This is a genomic window from Muricoccus radiodurans, from assembly GCF_050154705.1.
Classification (GTDB): domain Bacteria; phylum Pseudomonadota; class Alphaproteobacteria; order Acetobacterales; family Acetobacteraceae; genus Roseomonas; species Roseomonas radiodurans.
This window is the reverse complement of sequence record NZ_CP189561.1, coordinates 2,257,100-2,274,248: the sequence shown is the minus strand read 5'-3', so window position 1 is coordinate 2,274,248 and position 17,149 is coordinate 2,257,100. Positions and strand designations below refer to the sequence as shown.

Annotated in this window: 11 protein-coding genes; 7 read left to right on the top strand and 4 right to left on the bottom strand. The window is 69.8% G+C overall.

What is annotated here, in order from left to right; all coding sequences use genetic code 11:
- Positions 1 to 63 precede the first annotated feature (63 nt).
- From ligD to ACP6CK_RS11170, 5 genes are all read left to right on the top strand, one after another.
- Complete coding sequence (gene ligD / locus ACP6CK_RS11190) at positions 64 to 2,661, top strand: DNA ligase D (RefSeq protein WP_426958972.1); 2,598 nt, start codon at positions 64 to 66, stop codon at positions 2,659 to 2,661.
- Complete coding sequence (locus ACP6CK_RS11185) at positions 2,661 to 3,581, top strand: Ku protein (RefSeq protein ID WP_426958971.1); 921 nt, start codon at positions 2,661 to 2,663, stop codon at positions 3,579 to 3,581. Before ligD ends, ACP6CK_RS11185 begins: the two co-directional genes overlap by 1 nt.
- Before the next feature lie 328 nt (positions 3,582 to 3,909).
- Positions 3,910 to 4,878, top strand: a complete 969-nt coding sequence (locus tag ACP6CK_RS11180) for a Bug family tripartite tricarboxylate transporter substrate binding protein (RefSeq protein WP_426958969.1) — start codon at positions 3,910 to 3,912, stop codon at positions 4,876 to 4,878.
- Positions 4,879 to 4,881: 3 nt separating this feature from the next.
- A complete protein-coding gene (locus tag ACP6CK_RS11175; RefSeq protein ID WP_426958968.1) occupies positions 4,882 to 6,102 on the top strand; it encodes an amidohydrolase family protein in 1,221 nt (406 codons plus the stop codon).
- Positions 6,103 to 6,106: 4 nt separating this feature from the next.
- On the top strand, positions 6,107 to 7,135 hold the full coding sequence (locus ACP6CK_RS11170; RefSeq protein ID WP_426958967.1) for a CobW family GTP-binding protein: 1,029 nt from the start codon (positions 6,107 to 6,109) through the stop codon (positions 7,133 to 7,135).
- 32 nt (positions 7,136 to 7,167) lie between these two features.
- Here the strand turns inward: ACP6CK_RS11170 and ACP6CK_RS11165 are convergent, their stop codons facing one another.
- Positions 7,168 to 8,601 (bottom strand): NAD(P)/FAD-dependent oxidoreductase, encoded by a 1,434-nt coding sequence (locus tag ACP6CK_RS11165; RefSeq protein ID WP_426958965.1) that lies wholly within the window; start codon positions 8,599 to 8,601, stop codon positions 7,168 to 7,170.
- A gap of 289 nt (positions 8,602 to 8,890) precedes the next feature.
- Between ACP6CK_RS11165 and ACP6CK_RS11160 the strand changes: the two genes are divergently transcribed.
- Both ACP6CK_RS11160 and ACP6CK_RS11155 read left to right on the top strand, forming a co-directional pair.
- On the top strand, positions 8,891 to 10,495 hold the full coding sequence (locus ACP6CK_RS11160; protein ID WP_426958964.1) for an AMP-binding protein: 1,605 nt from the start codon (positions 8,891 to 8,893) through the stop codon (positions 10,493 to 10,495).
- Complete coding sequence (locus ACP6CK_RS11155) at positions 10,492 to 11,262, top strand: SDR family NAD(P)-dependent oxidoreductase (protein WP_426958963.1); 771 nt, start codon at positions 10,492 to 10,494, stop codon at positions 11,260 to 11,262. Before ACP6CK_RS11160 ends, ACP6CK_RS11155 begins: the two co-directional genes overlap by 4 nt.
- Positions 11,263 to 11,269: 7 nt before the next feature.
- Here ACP6CK_RS11155 and ACP6CK_RS11150 read toward each other — a convergent pair whose 3' ends face one another.
- The 3 genes from ACP6CK_RS11150 to ACP6CK_RS11140 all read right to left on the bottom strand — a co-directional run bounded on the left by ACP6CK_RS11150 (position 11,270) and on the right by ACP6CK_RS11140 (position 17,132).
- Positions 11,270 to 12,304 carry a phosphotransferase family protein gene (locus tag ACP6CK_RS11150; RefSeq protein ID WP_426958962.1) on the bottom strand — a complete coding sequence of 345 codons (1,035 nt, stop codon included), beginning with the start codon at positions 12,302 to 12,304 and terminating at the stop codon, positions 11,270 to 11,272.
- The gene (locus tag ACP6CK_RS11145) at positions 12,301 to 13,491 is read right to left on the bottom strand and encodes an acyl-CoA dehydrogenase family protein (RefSeq protein WP_426958961.1); all 1,191 of its coding nucleotides are present in this window, start codon (positions 13,489 to 13,491) and stop codon (positions 12,301 to 12,303) included. Before ACP6CK_RS11145 ends, ACP6CK_RS11150 begins: the two co-directional genes overlap by 4 nt.
- 443 nt (positions 13,492 to 13,934) lie before the next feature.
- Positions 13,935 to 17,132, bottom strand: a complete 3,198-nt coding sequence (locus ACP6CK_RS11140; RefSeq protein WP_426958960.1) for an efflux RND transporter permease subunit — start codon at positions 17,130 to 17,132, stop codon at positions 13,935 to 13,937.
- Positions 17,133 to 17,149 lie beyond the last annotated feature (17 nt).

Below are 17,149 nucleotides of genomic sequence, written 5' to 3'. Positions count from 1 at the left end.
ACGCCGGCGCGCCTGGTCCTCGGGCTGCAACTGGCCGGCTCCGGGCCACGTTCCCTCAGCGCCATGCCATCCCGGTCTGCCGTCGCGCGCGACACCTCGATCCGGACCTACCGGGCCAAGCGCAACTTCTCCCGGACGAGCGAGCCTTCCCCTCGCAGCGAGGCTTCGTCACGTGCCGCCGCGCTGACCTTCGTGGTGCAGAAGCACGACGCCAGGCGGCTGCATTGGGACTTCCGGCTGGAGCATGGCGGCGTGCTGTGGAGCTGGGCCGTCCCGAAGGGGCCCTCGCTGGATCCCTCTGACAAGCGCCTGGCCGTACGGGTGGAGGATCACCCGCTCGACTATGCCTCCTTCCAGGGCACCATCCCCGAGGGCAACTACGGCGCCGGGACGGTCGAGATCTGGGATGCCGGGCAGTGGACGCCGGAAGGCGATCCGGCGGAGGCGATCGAGCGGGGCGAACTGAAATTCCGCCTGTCCGGTGCGCGGCTCCGGGGCGCGTTCGTGCTCGTGCGCCTGCGGCCGCGCGGCCGCGACCCGGCCGAGAACTGGTTGCTGATCAAGGAGCATGACGCGGAAGAGCGCGCCGGTGCGGACGCGGAGCAGTTGGAGGCCGCGCCCGGCCCTGGACGGCCGGCGACAGCCGAAGGAAAGGCGCAGGCCCGGAAACGGACCGCCGCAGCGCCGGCCGCGAAGCCGGGGGCGCGATCCGGCGCAACCGCCGGCACGGCTGCGGAACCCGTCCCGGCCGGGGATGCTCCCGTGGCCGGTGCCGTGCCCGCTCCTCTCCCGGAGAGCCAGAAGCCCGAGCTCGCCACCCTGGCCGATGAACCGCCCGAAGGGGATGGCTGGGTCAGCGAGGTGAAGTTCGATGGCTACCGCCTGCTGGTCTGGAAGGACGGCCGGGAGGTCCGTCTGATTACCCGCAACGGCCAAGACTGGACGGGCAAGCTCCCGGACGTGGCGCGTGCGGTGGGTGCGCTGAAGCCCAGGACCTTGCTGGCCGATGGAGAGCTGGTCGCGCTTCGGGAGGATGGACTCTCCTCCTTCGCGGCCCTGCAGGCGGCACTCGCCAATGGGGGCGATCGTCGCAATCTTTTTCTCTACCTGTTCGACCTCCTGCACCTGGATGGCTGGGACCTGCGCGGCTGCCGCCTCGTGGACCGCAAGGCCGCGCTGAAGCCTCTCTCGGACTGGTCGCGAGCGCTTCGCTACAGTGACCACCTGGAAGGAGAGAGCGCTCGCGTCAGGCGCCAGGCCTGCGCGCTGGGGCTGGAGGGCATCATCTGCAAGCTGGCGGACGCACCCTATCGTGCGACCCGCACCCGCGACTGGCTGAAGGTGAAGTGCCAGGGGCGGGAGGAGTTCGTGGTCCTCGGCTGGACGCCGCCGGCCGGCAGCCGCAAGGGCCTCGGCTCGCTCCACCTCGGCTTCCACGACGAGCAAAGGCGGCTTCACTACGTGGGCGGCGTCGGGACCGGCTTCACAGAGTCCGAACTTCGCAGCCTCAGCCGCCGCCTGGGTGGGATGCCGAGCACGCCGCCGGACACCCTTCTCTTCGCCGGCGAGGTGCCCGACGCCGCCATCCACTGGGTCCGACCGGAGCTCGTGGCCGAGGTCCAGTTCATCGGCTGGACCGGCTTCGGCCGGATCCGCCACGCCACCTATCTCGGCTTGCGTCAGGACAAGGGCGCGGAGGAGGTCGTGCGCGACGTTCCTTCCCCCGAGGTCGAACGTGAGGCGTTCCAGCCACGCGGTCCGGTGAGGGCGACCATCGTGCACGCACCTGCTCCGAAGCGCGGGAGCCAGCGCGTCGGCTCCCTTCAGATCACCCATGCCGAGCGGGAGATCTGGCCCGGGCTCACGAAGCGCGACCTCGCCGACTACTGGCAGGTTGTCGCGGCACAGGCCCTGCCTGGCATCGCGGCCCGGCCTCTCGCGCTCCTGCGCTGCCCGGAGGGCATTGAGGGCGAGCGCTTCTTCCAGAAGCACGGCAACAAGGGCATGCCGGCCGCCTTACGCCAGGGAGAGGCGGAAGAGGGACCCTATCTCGCGATCGATGGGGAGGAGGGCCTGCTGGCCTGCGCCCAGATCTCGGCCATCGAGTTGCACGCCTGGGGAGCGCCGGAGAGCGACACGGCCCATCCCGACCACATCGTCCTCGACCTCGATCCCGGCGAGGGCGTGCCCTTCGCGGACGTGGTGGCTGCCGCGAAGGAGGTCCGCGCAAGGCTCAAGAAGGCGGGGTTGGAGAGCTTCTGCCGCACCACCGGCGGCAAGGGCCTGCATGTCGTGGCCCCGATCCGCCGGGTCGCCGGATGGGACGCGGTGCGGGCCTTCTGCCGGCACTTCGCCGCCGGCATGGAGGCGGAGATGCCGGATCGCTACGTCTCCACCGTCCCCAAGGCGAAGCGGCGGGGCCGCATCCTCGTGGATTGGCTGCGGAACGGCCCGGGTGCCACGGCCATTGCCAGCTTCTCTCCGCGCGCCAGGCCCGGGGCCACGGTGGCCACACCCCTGTCCTGGCGCGAGGTCACGGCCAAGCTCGATCCGCAGGCCTTCACCATCTCGACCGTCCCGGCCCGTCTCAAGCGGCTGAAATCCGACCCTTGGGGGGGCTACGACGCCCTCGATCAGACCCTGCCAGAGGAGCAACCCTGATGGCCCAGAAGCACCCGATCTGGCGGGGACATCTGCGCCTCGCGCTCGTGTCCTGTCCCGTGGCGCTCTACACGGCCCACAAGACCTCGGGCGACCTGCACTTCCACCTGATCAACCCGAAGACCCAGAACCGCATCCGCATGGTCACGCTCGACGCGGGCACGGACAAGCCGGTCGAGCGCGGCGATCTCGTCAAGGGGTACGAGTTCAAGAAGGACACCTACGTCCTTCTCGACGACGCGGATTTCGAGCGCGCGAAGATCGACACCTCCGACGTGCTGACGGTCGACAAGTTCGTCGCGGCCGACACCGTCGATCCGATCTACTTCGACGGAAGCTACTACCTCGTGCCCGACGGCAAGGCCGGACAGGACGTCTACGTCGTGCTGCGCGACGCGATCGCGAAGGCGGGCCGCATGGCCCTGTCGCGCCTCGTCCTGGCACGCCGGGAGCGAGCGGTCGCCATCCTTCCCATGGACCGCGGCCTGGTGCTGCACACCTTGCACGAGGAGCGCGACCTGGAGGACCCGAAGGAACTCTTCGCCGAGGTTCCGGGCGGCAAGCCCGATCAGGAGATGGTGCGGCTCGCGACCCAGCTGGTCGACCGCCAGACGGGGAAGTACGACCCCGGCGACATGGAGGACCGCTACGAGGTGCGGCTTCGGGAGGTCATCGACGCGAAGCTGCGCGGCGAAGAGGAAGCTCCTGAGCCCGAGCCGGAGGAGCGCCGGGATAATGTGATCGACCTGATGGCCGCGCTGAAGCGGAGCCTTGGCCAGACGACCGACGAGGGAAAGCGGGCTCCGGCCAAGAAGGGAACCCCGCGACCGGCGACACGATCCAAGTCACCGAAATCAGGCAAAGACGGCTCCACCGGCGCGGCGAAGGGGTCCAGGGCACCGATACGCAAGCGCGCTTGATCGGAAGGCCTATGGTGGCCCTGTGGCTGGCCGGCAGTCGCCACCCCACGTCGCCGGCGATGTTCGGGGATGACGGGCAGATTTACCTACCCTAGGCCGCCGCAGATGAAGCCGGGATCGTCGTTGCCGAACTCAGCACCGCGGAATGGACGGGCAGGTCACCGGTCAGGTAGCGACGTCCTCGCCCTCGCGCTCACGGAGCTGCATCGCGTCAGGCACGATGAACGGATTCAGATGAGTCACTGACGGCTTACCCGCGCTCGGCTGCGCTGCCTTGACAGTCCGGAATCGCGGGCGTCACGCTCTCGTCCTCGCAGGAGGACCTCGCATGATCCGTCTTCTCGCGGCACTCCTGCTGCTGGCCGGCGGGACCTTGCCCGCTCTCGCGCAGGTCGTGCCGGGGCGGCCGATCCGCGTCATCGTCGGCTATGGTCCGGGCAGCGCGCTGGAGACTCCGGCCCGCGCCATCGCCGACCAGGTCGGCGCCCGTCTCGGGACCACGCTGGTCTTCGAGAGCCGTCCCGGCGGTGGCGGCGTCGTGGGCAGTGAGATCGTGGCCCGCGCCGCACCGGACGGGCACACACTGGTGATGGGCGGGGCCGGCTCGCATGGCGTCACGCCGGCGATCAAGCGCCGCCTGCCCTTCAACATGGAGCGCGACTTCACCGCCATCGCTCGCATCGCCGAGTTCCCGGTGGTGATGATGGTCAGCCCCTCGCTGCCGGTCCGCACGCTGCAGGAGTTCATCGCGCTGGCGAAGGCGCGGCCCGGGCAGCTGAACTTCGGGTCCAGCGGCGTCGGCACCTCGCTTCACCTGACCGGCGAGCTGCTGCGCCTGCGCACCGGCATCGATGTGATCCATGTGCCCTACCGCGGCAGCACCGGCGTCTCCACGGCGCTCATGGCGGGCGAGGTCCAGATCAGCTTCGACGCGCTGCCCGCCATCGTGGGCCTCGTCACCCAGGGCAGTATCCGTGCCCTGGCCGTCACGACCGCGGCGCGGCTGCCGGAACTCCCCGATGTGCCCACCACCGCCGAGGCGGGCCTGCCCGACTTCGTGGTGACGAGCTGGGTCGGCCCCTTCGGACCCGCCGGCATGTCACCGGCCACCGTGGAGCAGCTTTCCCGCGCCTTTACCGAGGCGGCTCTCTCTCCCGAGGGCAGCGCCCGCCTCCGCGCCATCGGCGCGACGCCGGTGGGGGAGGGGCCCGCGGCCTTCGATGCTTTCTGGCGCCGCGACATGGCCCGCTGGCAGGAGGTGGTCCAGGCTGCCCATGTCCCGGTAGAGGATTATTGAGCCGTGCTGCTGACGAACTTCGCGCTGCTCGATGTCGCGGCCGGGGCCCTGAAGTCCGGTTATCAGTGCCTCATCGAGGACGGGATGATCCGCCGTCTCGAGCGCGGACGGATCGACGCTGCCGGGGCCGAGGTCATCGACCTCGGCGGCCGCACCCTGATGCCGGGGCTGATCGACTGCCACGTCCACCTCTACCGGACCCTTCTGCCGCCCGCGCCGGTGATGCTGCCATCCCTGATCACCGCGCTGGCCGGGCAGACGCTGCGCGGCATGCTGATGAGCGGCTTCACCACGGTACGAGACGCTGGCGGCGCCGACTTCGGGCACAAGAAGGCGGTTGAACTCGGCTACTTCACGGGCCCGCGCCTCTTCGTTGCCGGCCGCGCCATCAGCCAGACCGGCGGCCACGGCGACCCGCGCTCCCCGGCCGATACGCGGGAGCCCTGCGCCTGCGTCCACCTGACCGCCGGCATCGGGCGCCTTGCAGACGGCGTGCCGGAGGTCCGCAAGGCAGTCCGCGACGAGATCCGGCTCGGCGCCGACCAGATCAAGATCATGGCCGGGGGGGGCGTCTCCTCCCAATCCGATCCGATCGATAACCTGCAATACTCGGACGAGGAGCTGGCCGCGGCCGTGGATGAGGCGCGGCGCGCCCGGACCTACGTCATGGCCCATGTCTACACCGCCGAGGGAATCCGCCGGTGCATCGAGGCCGGCGTGCGGACGATCGAGCACGGCAACTTCCTGGACGAGGACACGGCGCGGATGATGGTGGAGGCGGGTGTCTATCTCTCCCCGAACCTCGTCTGCTACCGCGTCCTCGCGGAGCAGGCGGTTGCGCTCGGTTATCCGGTCGGCACGGAGGAGAAGGCGCGAGAGGTCCTGGCCGTCGGCACGCGCGGCCTGGCCATCGCCCGCCGCGCCGGGGTCAAGGCCTCCTTCGGCACGGATATGTCGCGGACGCCCCATCTGATGGGCGACGAGTTCCTGATCCGGGCAGAGGTGCTGCCGCCCGCCGACAACATCCGCGGCGCGACGCTGATCGGGGCCGAGGTGGTCCGGATGGAGGGAAAGATCGGTGTGGTGGCGGAGGGTGCCCATGCCGACCTGCTGGTGGTGGATGGCGATCCGCTGTCCGACATTTCCGTGCTGACGGGGCAGGGAACGCACATGGCGGCGATCCTGCAGGGCGGCCGCTTCGTCAAGAACACGCTGGCGGCCTGATCCGATGTCGGACAGCGCGTTCGCATGGATGTCCGGCGCGGAGCCGATCCCGATCTCGGTCATCACCGGCTTCCTCGGCAGCGGCAAGACGACGCTGCTGAACCGGCTGCTGCGCGATCCGGCGATGGGCAATTGCGCGGTGCTGGTGAACGAGTTCGGCGAAGTGGGTATCGACCATCTGATGGTTCAGGAGCTGCAGGAGAACGTCGTCCTGCTCGCCTCCGGTTGCCTCTGCTGCGCCGTTCGCAGCGATCTGGTGGACGCACTGCGATTGCTGGCGATTCAGCGGTTGCGCGGCGAGGTGCCACCGTTCAGCCGGGTGGTGATCGAGACGACGGGGCTGGCTGATCCGGTGCCCGTCATCCACACGCTCATCACCGATCCGCTGCTCCTGGAGCGGTTCCGGCTGGACGCTTTGGTGACAACGGTCGACGCGTGTCATGGCCTCGCACAGCTCGAAGATCATCCGGAAGCGATGAAGCAGGCCGTCATCGCGGACCGACTGGTGCTCACGAAGCTGGATCTGCAAGGGAGGGATGTCGCGGCGCTGAGAGGCCGATTGCGCGCGATCAATCCGGGCGCTGCCATCCTGGCGGCTGGGGACGTCGGGGCAGGGGACCTCTTTGTCACGGGCGCCTTCGATCCGGCACGCCGGAACGGCGAGCTGTTGCGCTGGATCGAGCTGAGCGGGGGCGCGGGCGAGGGGCACCACGACGCGGAGGTTCGAACGGTCTGCCTTCGGGCCGATGCGCCACTGTCCTGGGAGGATTTCTCCAGCTGGCTCGGCGAGGTGCTGTCCGCGCATGGGCCAATGGTTCTGCGAACCAAGGGTATCCTGGACATCGCTGGACGGGATCGCCCGGTCATCATCAACGGCGTCCAGCACGTATTCTATCCGGCGGATGAACTCCTGGCGTGGCCGGATGGGCCCCGTCGCAGCCAGATTGTTTTCATCACTCGGAACCTGGCTCCCTCCGTTCTCTCAAGGCCGTTTCGGCAGCGCTTTCAGCCCACCGCCGCCTTGCCAACCTAGGGCCTGTGTTGCTGGCGGTCCGCCTCAGGGCATCAGCGCACGCCGATCCGGAGACCGAAGACACGCGGGACGGCCGCCATGGCACGAGCGGCCATGCCTGGCTGCTCACCTCGTTCCTCGGCGGCCTCGCTGGACATGATTCCCCAGCGAATGGCATTGCCGCCGATATAGCGGAACGGTTCAGGCGGAAGGCTGGGGACGGTCCGCGTGCAGAAGGGAAGGCTGGTCCATTCGTCCTTCAGCCCCAGGACGAGGGAGGCCAGGCACTGGCCACCGATATGGGTCGGGTTCACCCCATGACCGGAGTAGCCGCATCCGTAGTGAATCGTCGTGCCCGGCAGCGTACCGAAGAAGGGCAGCCGATCCGCGGCGATGTCGATCGGCCCGCCCCAGACACTGGCCACCGGGACGGAGGCCAACTCCGGCAGCAGCCGCCGCAATCCGGCCACGGCACGGCCGGAGGCACCTCGGTCAAACCGCATCGCCGCGCTTCCGTCGTGACCGGCAAATCCGATCGGTCCGGATCCCGACCCCATGAGCACACGGCCGTCAGGCGTCTTGCGGAAGTAGTGAACGAACATCCGCAAGTCGGAGGCGCCCTCGTCGCCCGGCCAGATGTCGGTAACCCGGTTCGGGGAAGCTTCCGTCATCAGCGCGTAGCTGGAGAAGACGGAGAGGTGCCGCTTCAGCGCCGGATGAGCGCCCAGCGCCGTATTGGTCGCCAGCACGACGTGGCGGGCCAGGATCTCGCCTTGCGGTGTGCGGACGCGGTTCGGCGCCGCCGCGTCCAGGCCCGTCATCGGGGTGTTCTCAAACACCTGAACGCCCTGGCGGATGACCTCGTCCCGCAGCGCACGGACCAGCCGGCCGGGATGCAGTGTCGCTCCCTCGGTGAAGTACAGGGCCCGGCGGAAGACGGGCGAGCGAATGCGGGCTTGCATCTCGGGCGCCGAAAGCTCGGCCACGGAATCTGGAACGCCCAGTCGCCTGGCCGTGGACAGGTAGGCGGCGATCTTCGCGTCCTGCGCGGGTGATGCGGCTACCTTGATCGAGCCGCCTTCCCTCCACCACAGGTCGCGGTCGCAGCGGGCGGCGAACTGACGCAACGCGTCCTGCGCTCGATCTCCAGCCCGGGCGATGGCGAGCGCGCCGTCATCCCCGAGCGTTGCCGCGACGCCAGGGAGCGCCGTCCAGTAGCCGTGCACCTTCGCGCCGTTCTTGCCGCTGGCCGCGCCGCCGCAGATGGTCGCCTCGATCAGGGCCACGCGGCGGCGAGGATCGCGCTGCCTCAACGCGAGTGCGGTCCAGAGACCAGTATAGCCGCCGCCGATGATGGCGACATCCGCCTCCAGCGGCCCGGATAGCGGCGGAGCATCCCCCACCACGTCCTCCTGACGCAGCGCGTCCTCGAGCCACCAGGACTGCTTGGCCGGGCTTGGCAGGACGTCGGGGGCAGTGTGACTCATGCCCATGCGGCTCACGCTGACCCTCGTCGATGGCCTGTCAGATCGGGCATCATCAGACGCGGTCCGCGATCTGCGTCAAGATGTGGTCCACCCCTTCCCATAGCGTCCGCATCTGGCCGCCGGCCTGTTCTCGCTGCCTCAAGCGAGGCTCCGCGCCCAGGGCATCTCGACAGGCGACCTGAATCCGCCGAGCCTCACGGCCAACATGGCCAAGGAGGTGCCCTCTGGGCGGACGCGATCCGCCACGGGGGCATCCGGCAAGGCTAGCCCGCGCTTGGGGGAACGGCCGATGACAGACATGACGGGCAGCGCGAACCACGTGTCGCTCTCGCCGCTCACCTTTCTGCGGCACGCGGCGGAAACCTATCCCGGCAAGGTCGCGGTGATCCACGGCCCGATGCGCCGAACCTACGCCGATTTCTTCAGTCGCTGCCGCCGCCTCGCCTCCGCCCTCGCGCGGCAAGGGCTCGGCGCGGGTGACACGGTCGCGGTGCTGCTGCCGAACGGGCCAGAGATGCTGGAGGCGCATTACGGCATCCCGGCCGCGGGATGCGTCCTGAACACGATCAACACGCGCGTGGACGCGGCGGGACTCGCCTCCATCCTGCGCCACGGCGAGGCTCGGCTGCTGATCGCCGACCGGGAATGGGGAGAGGTGGTCCGCGATGCCCTGTCGCGCCTCGATGCTGCGCCGCCCATCGTCGAAGTTGTGGATCCCAGCGCAGCGGATCTCCCGCGCCTGGCCGACACGGCGTATGAGGCGTGGCTCGCGGCGGCCGATCCGGCGTTCCCATGGCACCTGCCGGCCGACGAGCATGACCCGATCGCCCTGAACTACACCTCCGGGACGGTCGGGGACCCGAAGGGGGTGCTCTACGGGCATCGGGGGTCGTACCTGTCAGCGCTCGGCAATGCGTTGACCTTCGGTCTGTCCCCTCGTGCCGCCTATCTCTGGACGCTGCCGATGTTCCACTGCAACGGCTGGAGCTTTCCCTGGGCGGTGACGGCCGTCGGAGCCACCCATGTCTGCCTTCGGAAGGTCGATCCTGCCGCGATCTTCCAGGCGATCGCCGAGCACGGCGTGACCCATCTCTGCGGCGCGCCGGTCGTTCTGGGCATGCTCGCCCGGGCGGCGCAGGCAGATGGCCACCGCACGCCCCATCCCGTCGAGATCGCGACGGGCGGCGCGGCGCCACCAAGCGCGATCATCGAAGCCGTGGAGGCGGCAGGCTTCCGCGTGACCCATCTCTACGGTCTCACGGAGACGCACGGGCCCTCCCTGTTCTGCCCGGCACAGGATGGGTGGGAGGCGCTGGATCTCGCGGAGCGCGCGCGTCTCATGGCCCGTCAGGGCGTGCCGCCGGTGCATGTCGAGGAGGCCATGGTCGCCGATCCCGTCACCCTGCGGGAGCTCCCTCGGGACGGGACGAGCCTCGGCGAGATCATGTTGCGAGGAAACACCGTGATGCGCGGCTATCTCCGCAACCCCGCTGCGACCGAGGCGGTTTTTACCGGAGGCTGGTTCCACACCGGCGATCTCGGCGTTCGCCACCCGGACGGCACCATCGAGGTGAAGGACCGCTCGAAGGACATCATCATCTCCGGCGGCGAGAACATCTCCTCCCTGGAGGTCGAGGACATCCTGCACCGTCATCCTGCGGTGCTGGAGGCCGCCGTCGTGGCGCACCCCGACGAGACTTGGGGCGAGACACCGCTCGCCTTCGTGGCATTGCGGGAGGAGGGCGCGGCAACGGCGGAGGACCTGATCGCCTGGTGCCGCGCGAACATGGCCCGCTACAAGGTCCCGCGCGGCGTCCTCTTCGGCCCGCTGCCACGCACCTCCACCGGCAAGGTGCAGAAGAACCTCCTGCGCGACCGGGCGCGCGTGTCGTGACGGCCTACGGCCCGCTCTTCGACCTGTCGGGCCGGCGCGCGCTCGTTGCGGGGGCTTCGGGCGCGCTCGGGGAGCACTTCGCGCGCGTGCTGCACCGGGCGGGGGCGCGGGTAGCGCTGGCGGCGCGGCGCGCGGACCGGATCGGCCTAATCGCGGAGTCGCTGGGGGAGGGCGCCGCAGCGGTTGCCATGGACCTGACCGACCCCGCCTCGGTCCGCGCGGGTTTCGAGGCGGCGGAGGCGGGCCTGGGCGGCCCGGCCGAGATCATCGTCAACGCCGCCGGGATCGCCGTGACAAAGCCGCTGCTTCAGCAAGCCGTCGAGGACTGGGACGGCGTTCTCGGGGTGAACCTCCGCGGCCCCTTCCTCGTGGCGCAGGAGGGCGCGCGGCGGCTCGTCGCCGCGGGCCGCGGCGGAGCGGTCATCCATGTCGCGTCCATCCTGGGCGAACGAATCATCCCCGGCGTCGCCGGCTACACCGCGTCCAAGGCGGGGCTGATCCAGCTCACGCGCCAGATGGCGGTGGAGCTGGCCCGGCACGGGATCCGCGTGAACGCCCTGGCGCCAGGATACATCGCGACGGAGATCAATGCCGAATTCTTCGCCTCCGACGCAGGACAGGCGATGGTGCGCCGCATCCCCCAGCGCCGCCTGGGCGAGCTGGAGGATCTGACGGTGCCGCTGCTGCTCCTCGCCTCGGAGGCGGGCGCGCACATGACGGGCGCGACGCTCGTCGTGGATGGTGGCCACTCCATCGCGTCACTGTAGACCCGGCCTACCCCCTCTTCGCGTCGGCCACCTGCGCCTGCCGCCAGCCCAGCGCCGCCACCTCCTCCAGGCGGGAGGCGAGGGCGGCTGCATCCGGGCTCGCCGCTGTGCCGCGCGCGATGCGGCCGCGGATGCCGTGCAGGATCGCCGCGAAGCGGAACATGTTGAAGGCGATGTAGATGTCGAGGTCCGGGATGCCGGCCCGTCCCGTGCGGCGGCAATAGGCCGCGACATAGGATGCCTCGTCCGGCAGCCCCGTCGCGGCGAGATCCAGCCCGCCGATCCCGCCGAGGATGTGCCGGGGCATACGGAACATCATGGCGTGGTAGGCGAAGTCGGCCAGCGGATGCCCCAGGGTGGACAGCTCCCAGTCCAGCACAGCGAGAACGCGCGGCTCGGTCGGGTGAAAGATCATGTTGTCCAGCCTGAAGTCCCCGTGGACGATCGCCGTCGTCTCGTCCGATGGGATGCGCCCCGGCAGCCAATCGGCCAGGCGGTCCATGTCCCCGTTGCGGCCGGCGGCCTCATCGTCCCGGTACTGCTTCGACCAGCGCGCCACCTGCCGTGCGACATACTGGCCGGGCCGTCCGTAATCGCCGAGGCCGACCGCGCCGGGGTCGATCCCGTGCAGCGCCGCCAGAGTCGCGTTCATCGCGTCGAAATACGCTGACCGCTCTGACGGAGCGATGTCCGGCAGGCCCGCATCCCAGAAAATGCGGCCCTCCACCATGTCCATCACGAAGAAGGGGCTGCCAACGACAGCAGAGTCCTCGCAAAGCGCATGGATGCGGGGTACGGGGAAGCCGGTCCCGCCCAGCGCGCCCATCACGCGCGCCTCCCGCTCCACCGCGTGCGCGCCCTTCAGCAGCACGCCCGGCGGCTTGCGGCGCAGGACGTAGGAGCGCGTGGGGGTGGTCAGGCGATACGTCGGGTTGGACTGGCCGCCCTTGAAACGCTCTGCCCGCAGCGGGCCGGCAAAGCCCGGCACATGGTCCCGCAGCCAGTCTTCCAGCCGCGCGGTATCGAGGCCGTCCGCGATCACGAAGCCGCCTCCGCGAGCGCCGCACGCTTGATGCCCTTCGCCAGGGACCATTTGTGGACCTCCGTCGGGCCGTCATAGATGCGGAAGGCGCGGAGATCCCGGAACACCCCCTCCACCACTGTGTCGCCGGTCACGCCGGTGCCGCCCATCACCTGCACGCAGCGGTCGGCGACCCGGTACAGCGCCTCGGACACGGCCACCTTCGCCATCGAGCTCTCCCGCGTGCCGGGCAGGCCCGCGTCGAGTGCCGCCCCGCACCAGTCGGTCATCAGTGCCGCCTGTTGCAGGTCGATCTCGTTCTCCGCCAGCATGAAGCCGACCCCCTCATGGTCGATCAGGAGCTTGCCAAAGGCCTGCCGCCGCACGGCGTAGGCCGTCGCGACCTCCTGTGCCCGCGTCGCCGCGCCATGCCATCGCATGCAGTGCGATAGTCGGGCCGGGGCAAGTCGGATCTGCGCGTAGCGGAACCCCTCATCCGCGGCGCCGAGCACCGCAGTGTCATCCACCCGCAAGTCCTCGATCGCCACGACGGCGTGCCCACCGGGCATGGACCCGTCGATCGTGTCCAGCACGCGCTCGATCCGGATCGCGGGGTGGGGCAGCTCCACCAGGAACATCGTTGCCGCCACCTTCTCGCCCGGAGGCGTGCTCCGCGCCATGACGATGCCGACGGACGCACCCTGGGCACCGGTGATGAAGGCCTTCCGGCCGTTGATCACCCAGCCCGCATTCGTCCGGGTCGCCGTCGTCCGCAACATCGAGGGATCAGAGCCGGCACCACCCTCCGCCGCCGGCTCGGTCATGAAAAAGGCGGAACGGGCCCCGGCGACCAGCGGCGCGAGGTAGCGGGCTTTCTGCTCCGGCGTCCCGATCTTCCCGAGCAGGAACATGTTCCCCTCATCCGGCGCCATCGTGTTCACGGCCACCGGGCCGAGCGGCGAAAGGCCCGACTTCCGCAGGACCGTCGCGGTCTCCACCTGCGTGAGATGCGTCCCGTCGGGAAGGATATGCGGGGTCAGCACGCCCGCGGCACGGGCCTTCTCGCGCAACTCGCGGACCAGATCGTCTGACGGACCGTGAGACCCGCGCCGCGGGTCGCCCTCATAGGGGATGACGACCTCGCGCACGAAGGCCTCGACGCGCGCGGCAATGGCCAGGGCACGCTCGGTCAGGGGAAAGCCGGTCATGGTCAGCGCTCGCAGATCGAGGTCAAGGGACCAGCGGACCGCATCGGCACGAGGCATGTCCAGAGGCCACGGCGCCCTTTCATCCAGCCTCGGCTGAGAAACCGGCCGCTGCCGGTTTCCGGGTCACGCCGGGACCTCGATACAATCGACGCGCGCTGCCGTTCCGGCGAGCGGGTCGTGCATCTCCTTCACCGAAGGCCCGACGGAAAGCACCGGTTCGTGTGCCGGCGTAAGCGTCTCGCCCGGAATGCCGGCAGGCTGCTCGGAACCCCGTCGCTGTCGAACAGAAGGCGGAGGGAGGCAGATCGCGAGACGAAGTCGTTCCGGCTATTGGCCCGTGCCGTTGCGAAGCCTGTGCCCGTGGACGCAGGCTGGCTATCCTTCGCACGGCCTCGGCCCGCGGATTGCCCCGGACCGAGGTCGCGCTGAGAGACGCATCCGGCTCAGGTCCCGTGGTGTCCCTGGGCCAGCGGTGAAGAGGCATCGGAGGCCGGCATGCTCCGGCGAGACCGCCCGTTCATGGCCCGGACCACGACGTAGAACACGGGCGTGAAGACGAGGCCGAAGATCGTCACCCCGAGCATGCCCGCGAAGACGGCGGTGCCCAGGCTCTGGCGGATCTCCGCACCCGCGCCGGTCGCCATCGCTAATGGCAAGACGCCCAGGACGAAGGCGAGAGAGGTCATCAGGATCGGCCGCAGCCGGGTTCGGGCCGCGGCCTCGGCCGCCTCCCACCGGGTCATGCCCTCCTGCTCGGCCGCGCGCGCGAACTCGACGATGAGAATGGCGTTCTTCGCGGCCAGGCCGATCAGCACCACGAGTCCGACCTGGACGAGCACGTTGTTGTCCAGCCCGCGCCAAACCACCCCCTGCAGGGCCGCCAGCACCGACATGGGCGCGATCAGCACGACCGCGACGGGCAGCAGCCAGGATTCGTACAGGGCCGCGAGGAGCAGGAAGACGAACACCACGGCCAGTCCGAAGGCGATCGGCGCGGTGTTCCCCTGCGTCGTCTCCTGGAGCGCCAGTTCCGTCCACTCGTAGGAGAACCCCTCGGGCAGGCGCTCCGTCAGGATCGCCTGCATGGCGGCGATGGCCTGTCCGGTCGAGGTTCCAGGAGATGGCGTGCCCTGGAGCTCCGCGGCGGGGAAGAGGTTGTAGCGCGGCACACGGTAGGGGCCGCTGTCATCGCGGAAGCTGGCCAGCGCGCCGATCGGGACCATGTCGCCTCCCAGGTTCCGGGTGCGCAGCAAGGCCACGTCGCGCGGCGTCTGGCGCTGCGCCTCCTCGGCCTGGGCCGTGACGCGGTAGGTGCGGCCAAGGATGTTGAAGTCGTTCACGAAGGCCGAGCCGAGATAGATCGATAGGGCCTCCGAGACGCGCGCCAGGGGAACGCCCAGCATCTCCGCCTTGCTGCGGTCCACCTCGGCCCGCAGGGTCGGGGTGGCCGTGTTGAACAGGGAGAAGGCGAAGCCGACCTGCGGCGCCGTCCGCGTTGCAGCCAGGATCTCGTTCGTCACCCGCTCCAGCTCCCGCGGGCCACGCCCCGCACGGTCCTGGATGTAGAGCTTGAAGCCGCCTCCCGTGCCGATACCGGGCACGGAGGGCGGGGGGATGACCAGCGCTAGGGCCTCCCGCTCCTCCGCCAGCCGGGCCTGCACCCCCGCGATGATGGAGGCGTAGTTCACGCCGAGCCGCTCGCGCTCCTCGAAGGAGCTGAGGACGACGAAGACGACGCCGGCATTCGGCGCGTTGGTGAAGGTTGCCCCGTCGAAGCCGGTGAAGGCCACGGCGTGGGCCACGCCGGGGACTGCCAGAACCGTCTCCGTGGCGCGGCGGATCACCGCGTCGGTGCGGGACAGCGCGGCGCCCGGCGGCAGCTGGAAGGCCGCGATCAGATAACCCCGGTCGAGCGGCGGGATGAGGCCCGTCGGCGTCGTCCGGATCGTTTGCCCCGTGAAGGCGAGGAGGCCGCCGAAGAGGATGAGCAGAATGGCGGAGAGCCGCACCGCCCGCCGCGTCAGCCCGCCATAGCCCCGGGACAGCCAATCGAACACGCCGTTGAAGCCACGGAAGAAGACCCGGGCCGGCGCGGTCAGCACCGCCCGCCAGCCTCGCGGCGCCTCATGCGAGTGCGGCCGCAGCAACAGCGCCGCCAGCGCCGGCGACAGCGTCAGGGACACGATGGCCGAGAGCAGCGTTGCCACCGCGATGGTGACCGCGAACTGGCCATAGAAGGCCCCGGCAATGCCGGAGATAAAGGCGGTGGGGATGAAGACCGCGCAGAGCACGAGCGCGATCGCCACCAGCGCCATGCCCACCTCGTCCATCGTCCGCTTGGCCGCCTCGGGTGCGGCCATGCCCTCCGCCAGGTGGCGCTCCACGTTCTCGACCACCACGATCGCGTCGTCCACCACGATGCCGATTGCCAGGATCAGGCCGAACATGGACAGGGTGTTCAGCGTCATGCCCAGCGCGGCCATGATGGCAAAGGTGCCGATGATCGACACCGGGATCGCCAGCAGAGGGATGATCGCCGCGCGCCAGGATTGCAGGAAGAGGATCACGACCACCACCACCAGCAGCACTGCCTCCGCGAAGGTGTGGATGACCGCGTCCATGGATTGCTGGATGAACAGCGTCGTGTCGTAGACGATGTCGTAGGACAGGCCGGGCGGGAACGACTTCTGGACCTCCGCCATGACCGCGCGCGCATCCGATGCCAGCCGCAGCGCGTTCGATCCCGGCCGCTGCGTGATCGCCATCGCGGTCGCCGTTCGGTTATCGAGATAGGCGTTCACGGTGTAGTCCTGGCTGCCCAGCTCCACCCGGGCCACGTCGCGCAGGCGGACCGGCGCGCCGCCGGGACCGGTTGCCACCACGACCTCTTCGAACTGCTCCGGCGTGGACAGCCGGCCGAGGGCCTGCACGTTCAGCTCGAAGGCGCCGCCGCCGGCGCCGGAAGGCGGCTGGTTCAGCCCGCCGGCCGCGACCTGCAGGTTGGCGCGTCGCAGCGCGTCCACCACCTCGCCCGCCGTCAGGCTCCGGGCGGCGATCCGGGCGGGGTCGAGCCAGACGCGCATGGCGTAGTCGCGCGCGCCGAACACCTGCACGTCGCCCACGCCCTCCAGCCGCGCCAGCCGGTCCCGCACGTTCAGCGTCGCGTAGTTGGAAACGTATTGCGGGTCGCGCGACCCGTCCGGCGAGTACATGTGCACGACCATCAGCAGGTCGGGGGATGCCTTGCGCACCACCACGCCGAGGCGCCGGACCTCCTCCGGCAAGCGCGGTTCGGCGATGGCCACGCGGTTCTGCACCAGCACCTGCGCGTCATCCACGTTCGTGCCCTGGCGGAACACGACGTTGATGCTGACCCGCCCATCGCCGGTGGACTGGGATCCGACGTAGAGCATCCCGTCCACGCCGTTGATTTCCTGCTCGATCGGCGTGGCGACGGTCTCCGCCACCACCCCGGCGGAGGCGCCGGGATACGTCGCGGTGATCGTCACCGTGGGCGGCGCGATGTCCGGATACTCGCCGATCGGCAGGCGTAGCCCGGCGATGGCGCCGATGAGGGTGATGGCGATCGAGATCACGGCCGCGAAGACCGGTCGCTCGATAAAGAAGCGGGAGAGGCGCATCGCGCGGGTTCCTCGAG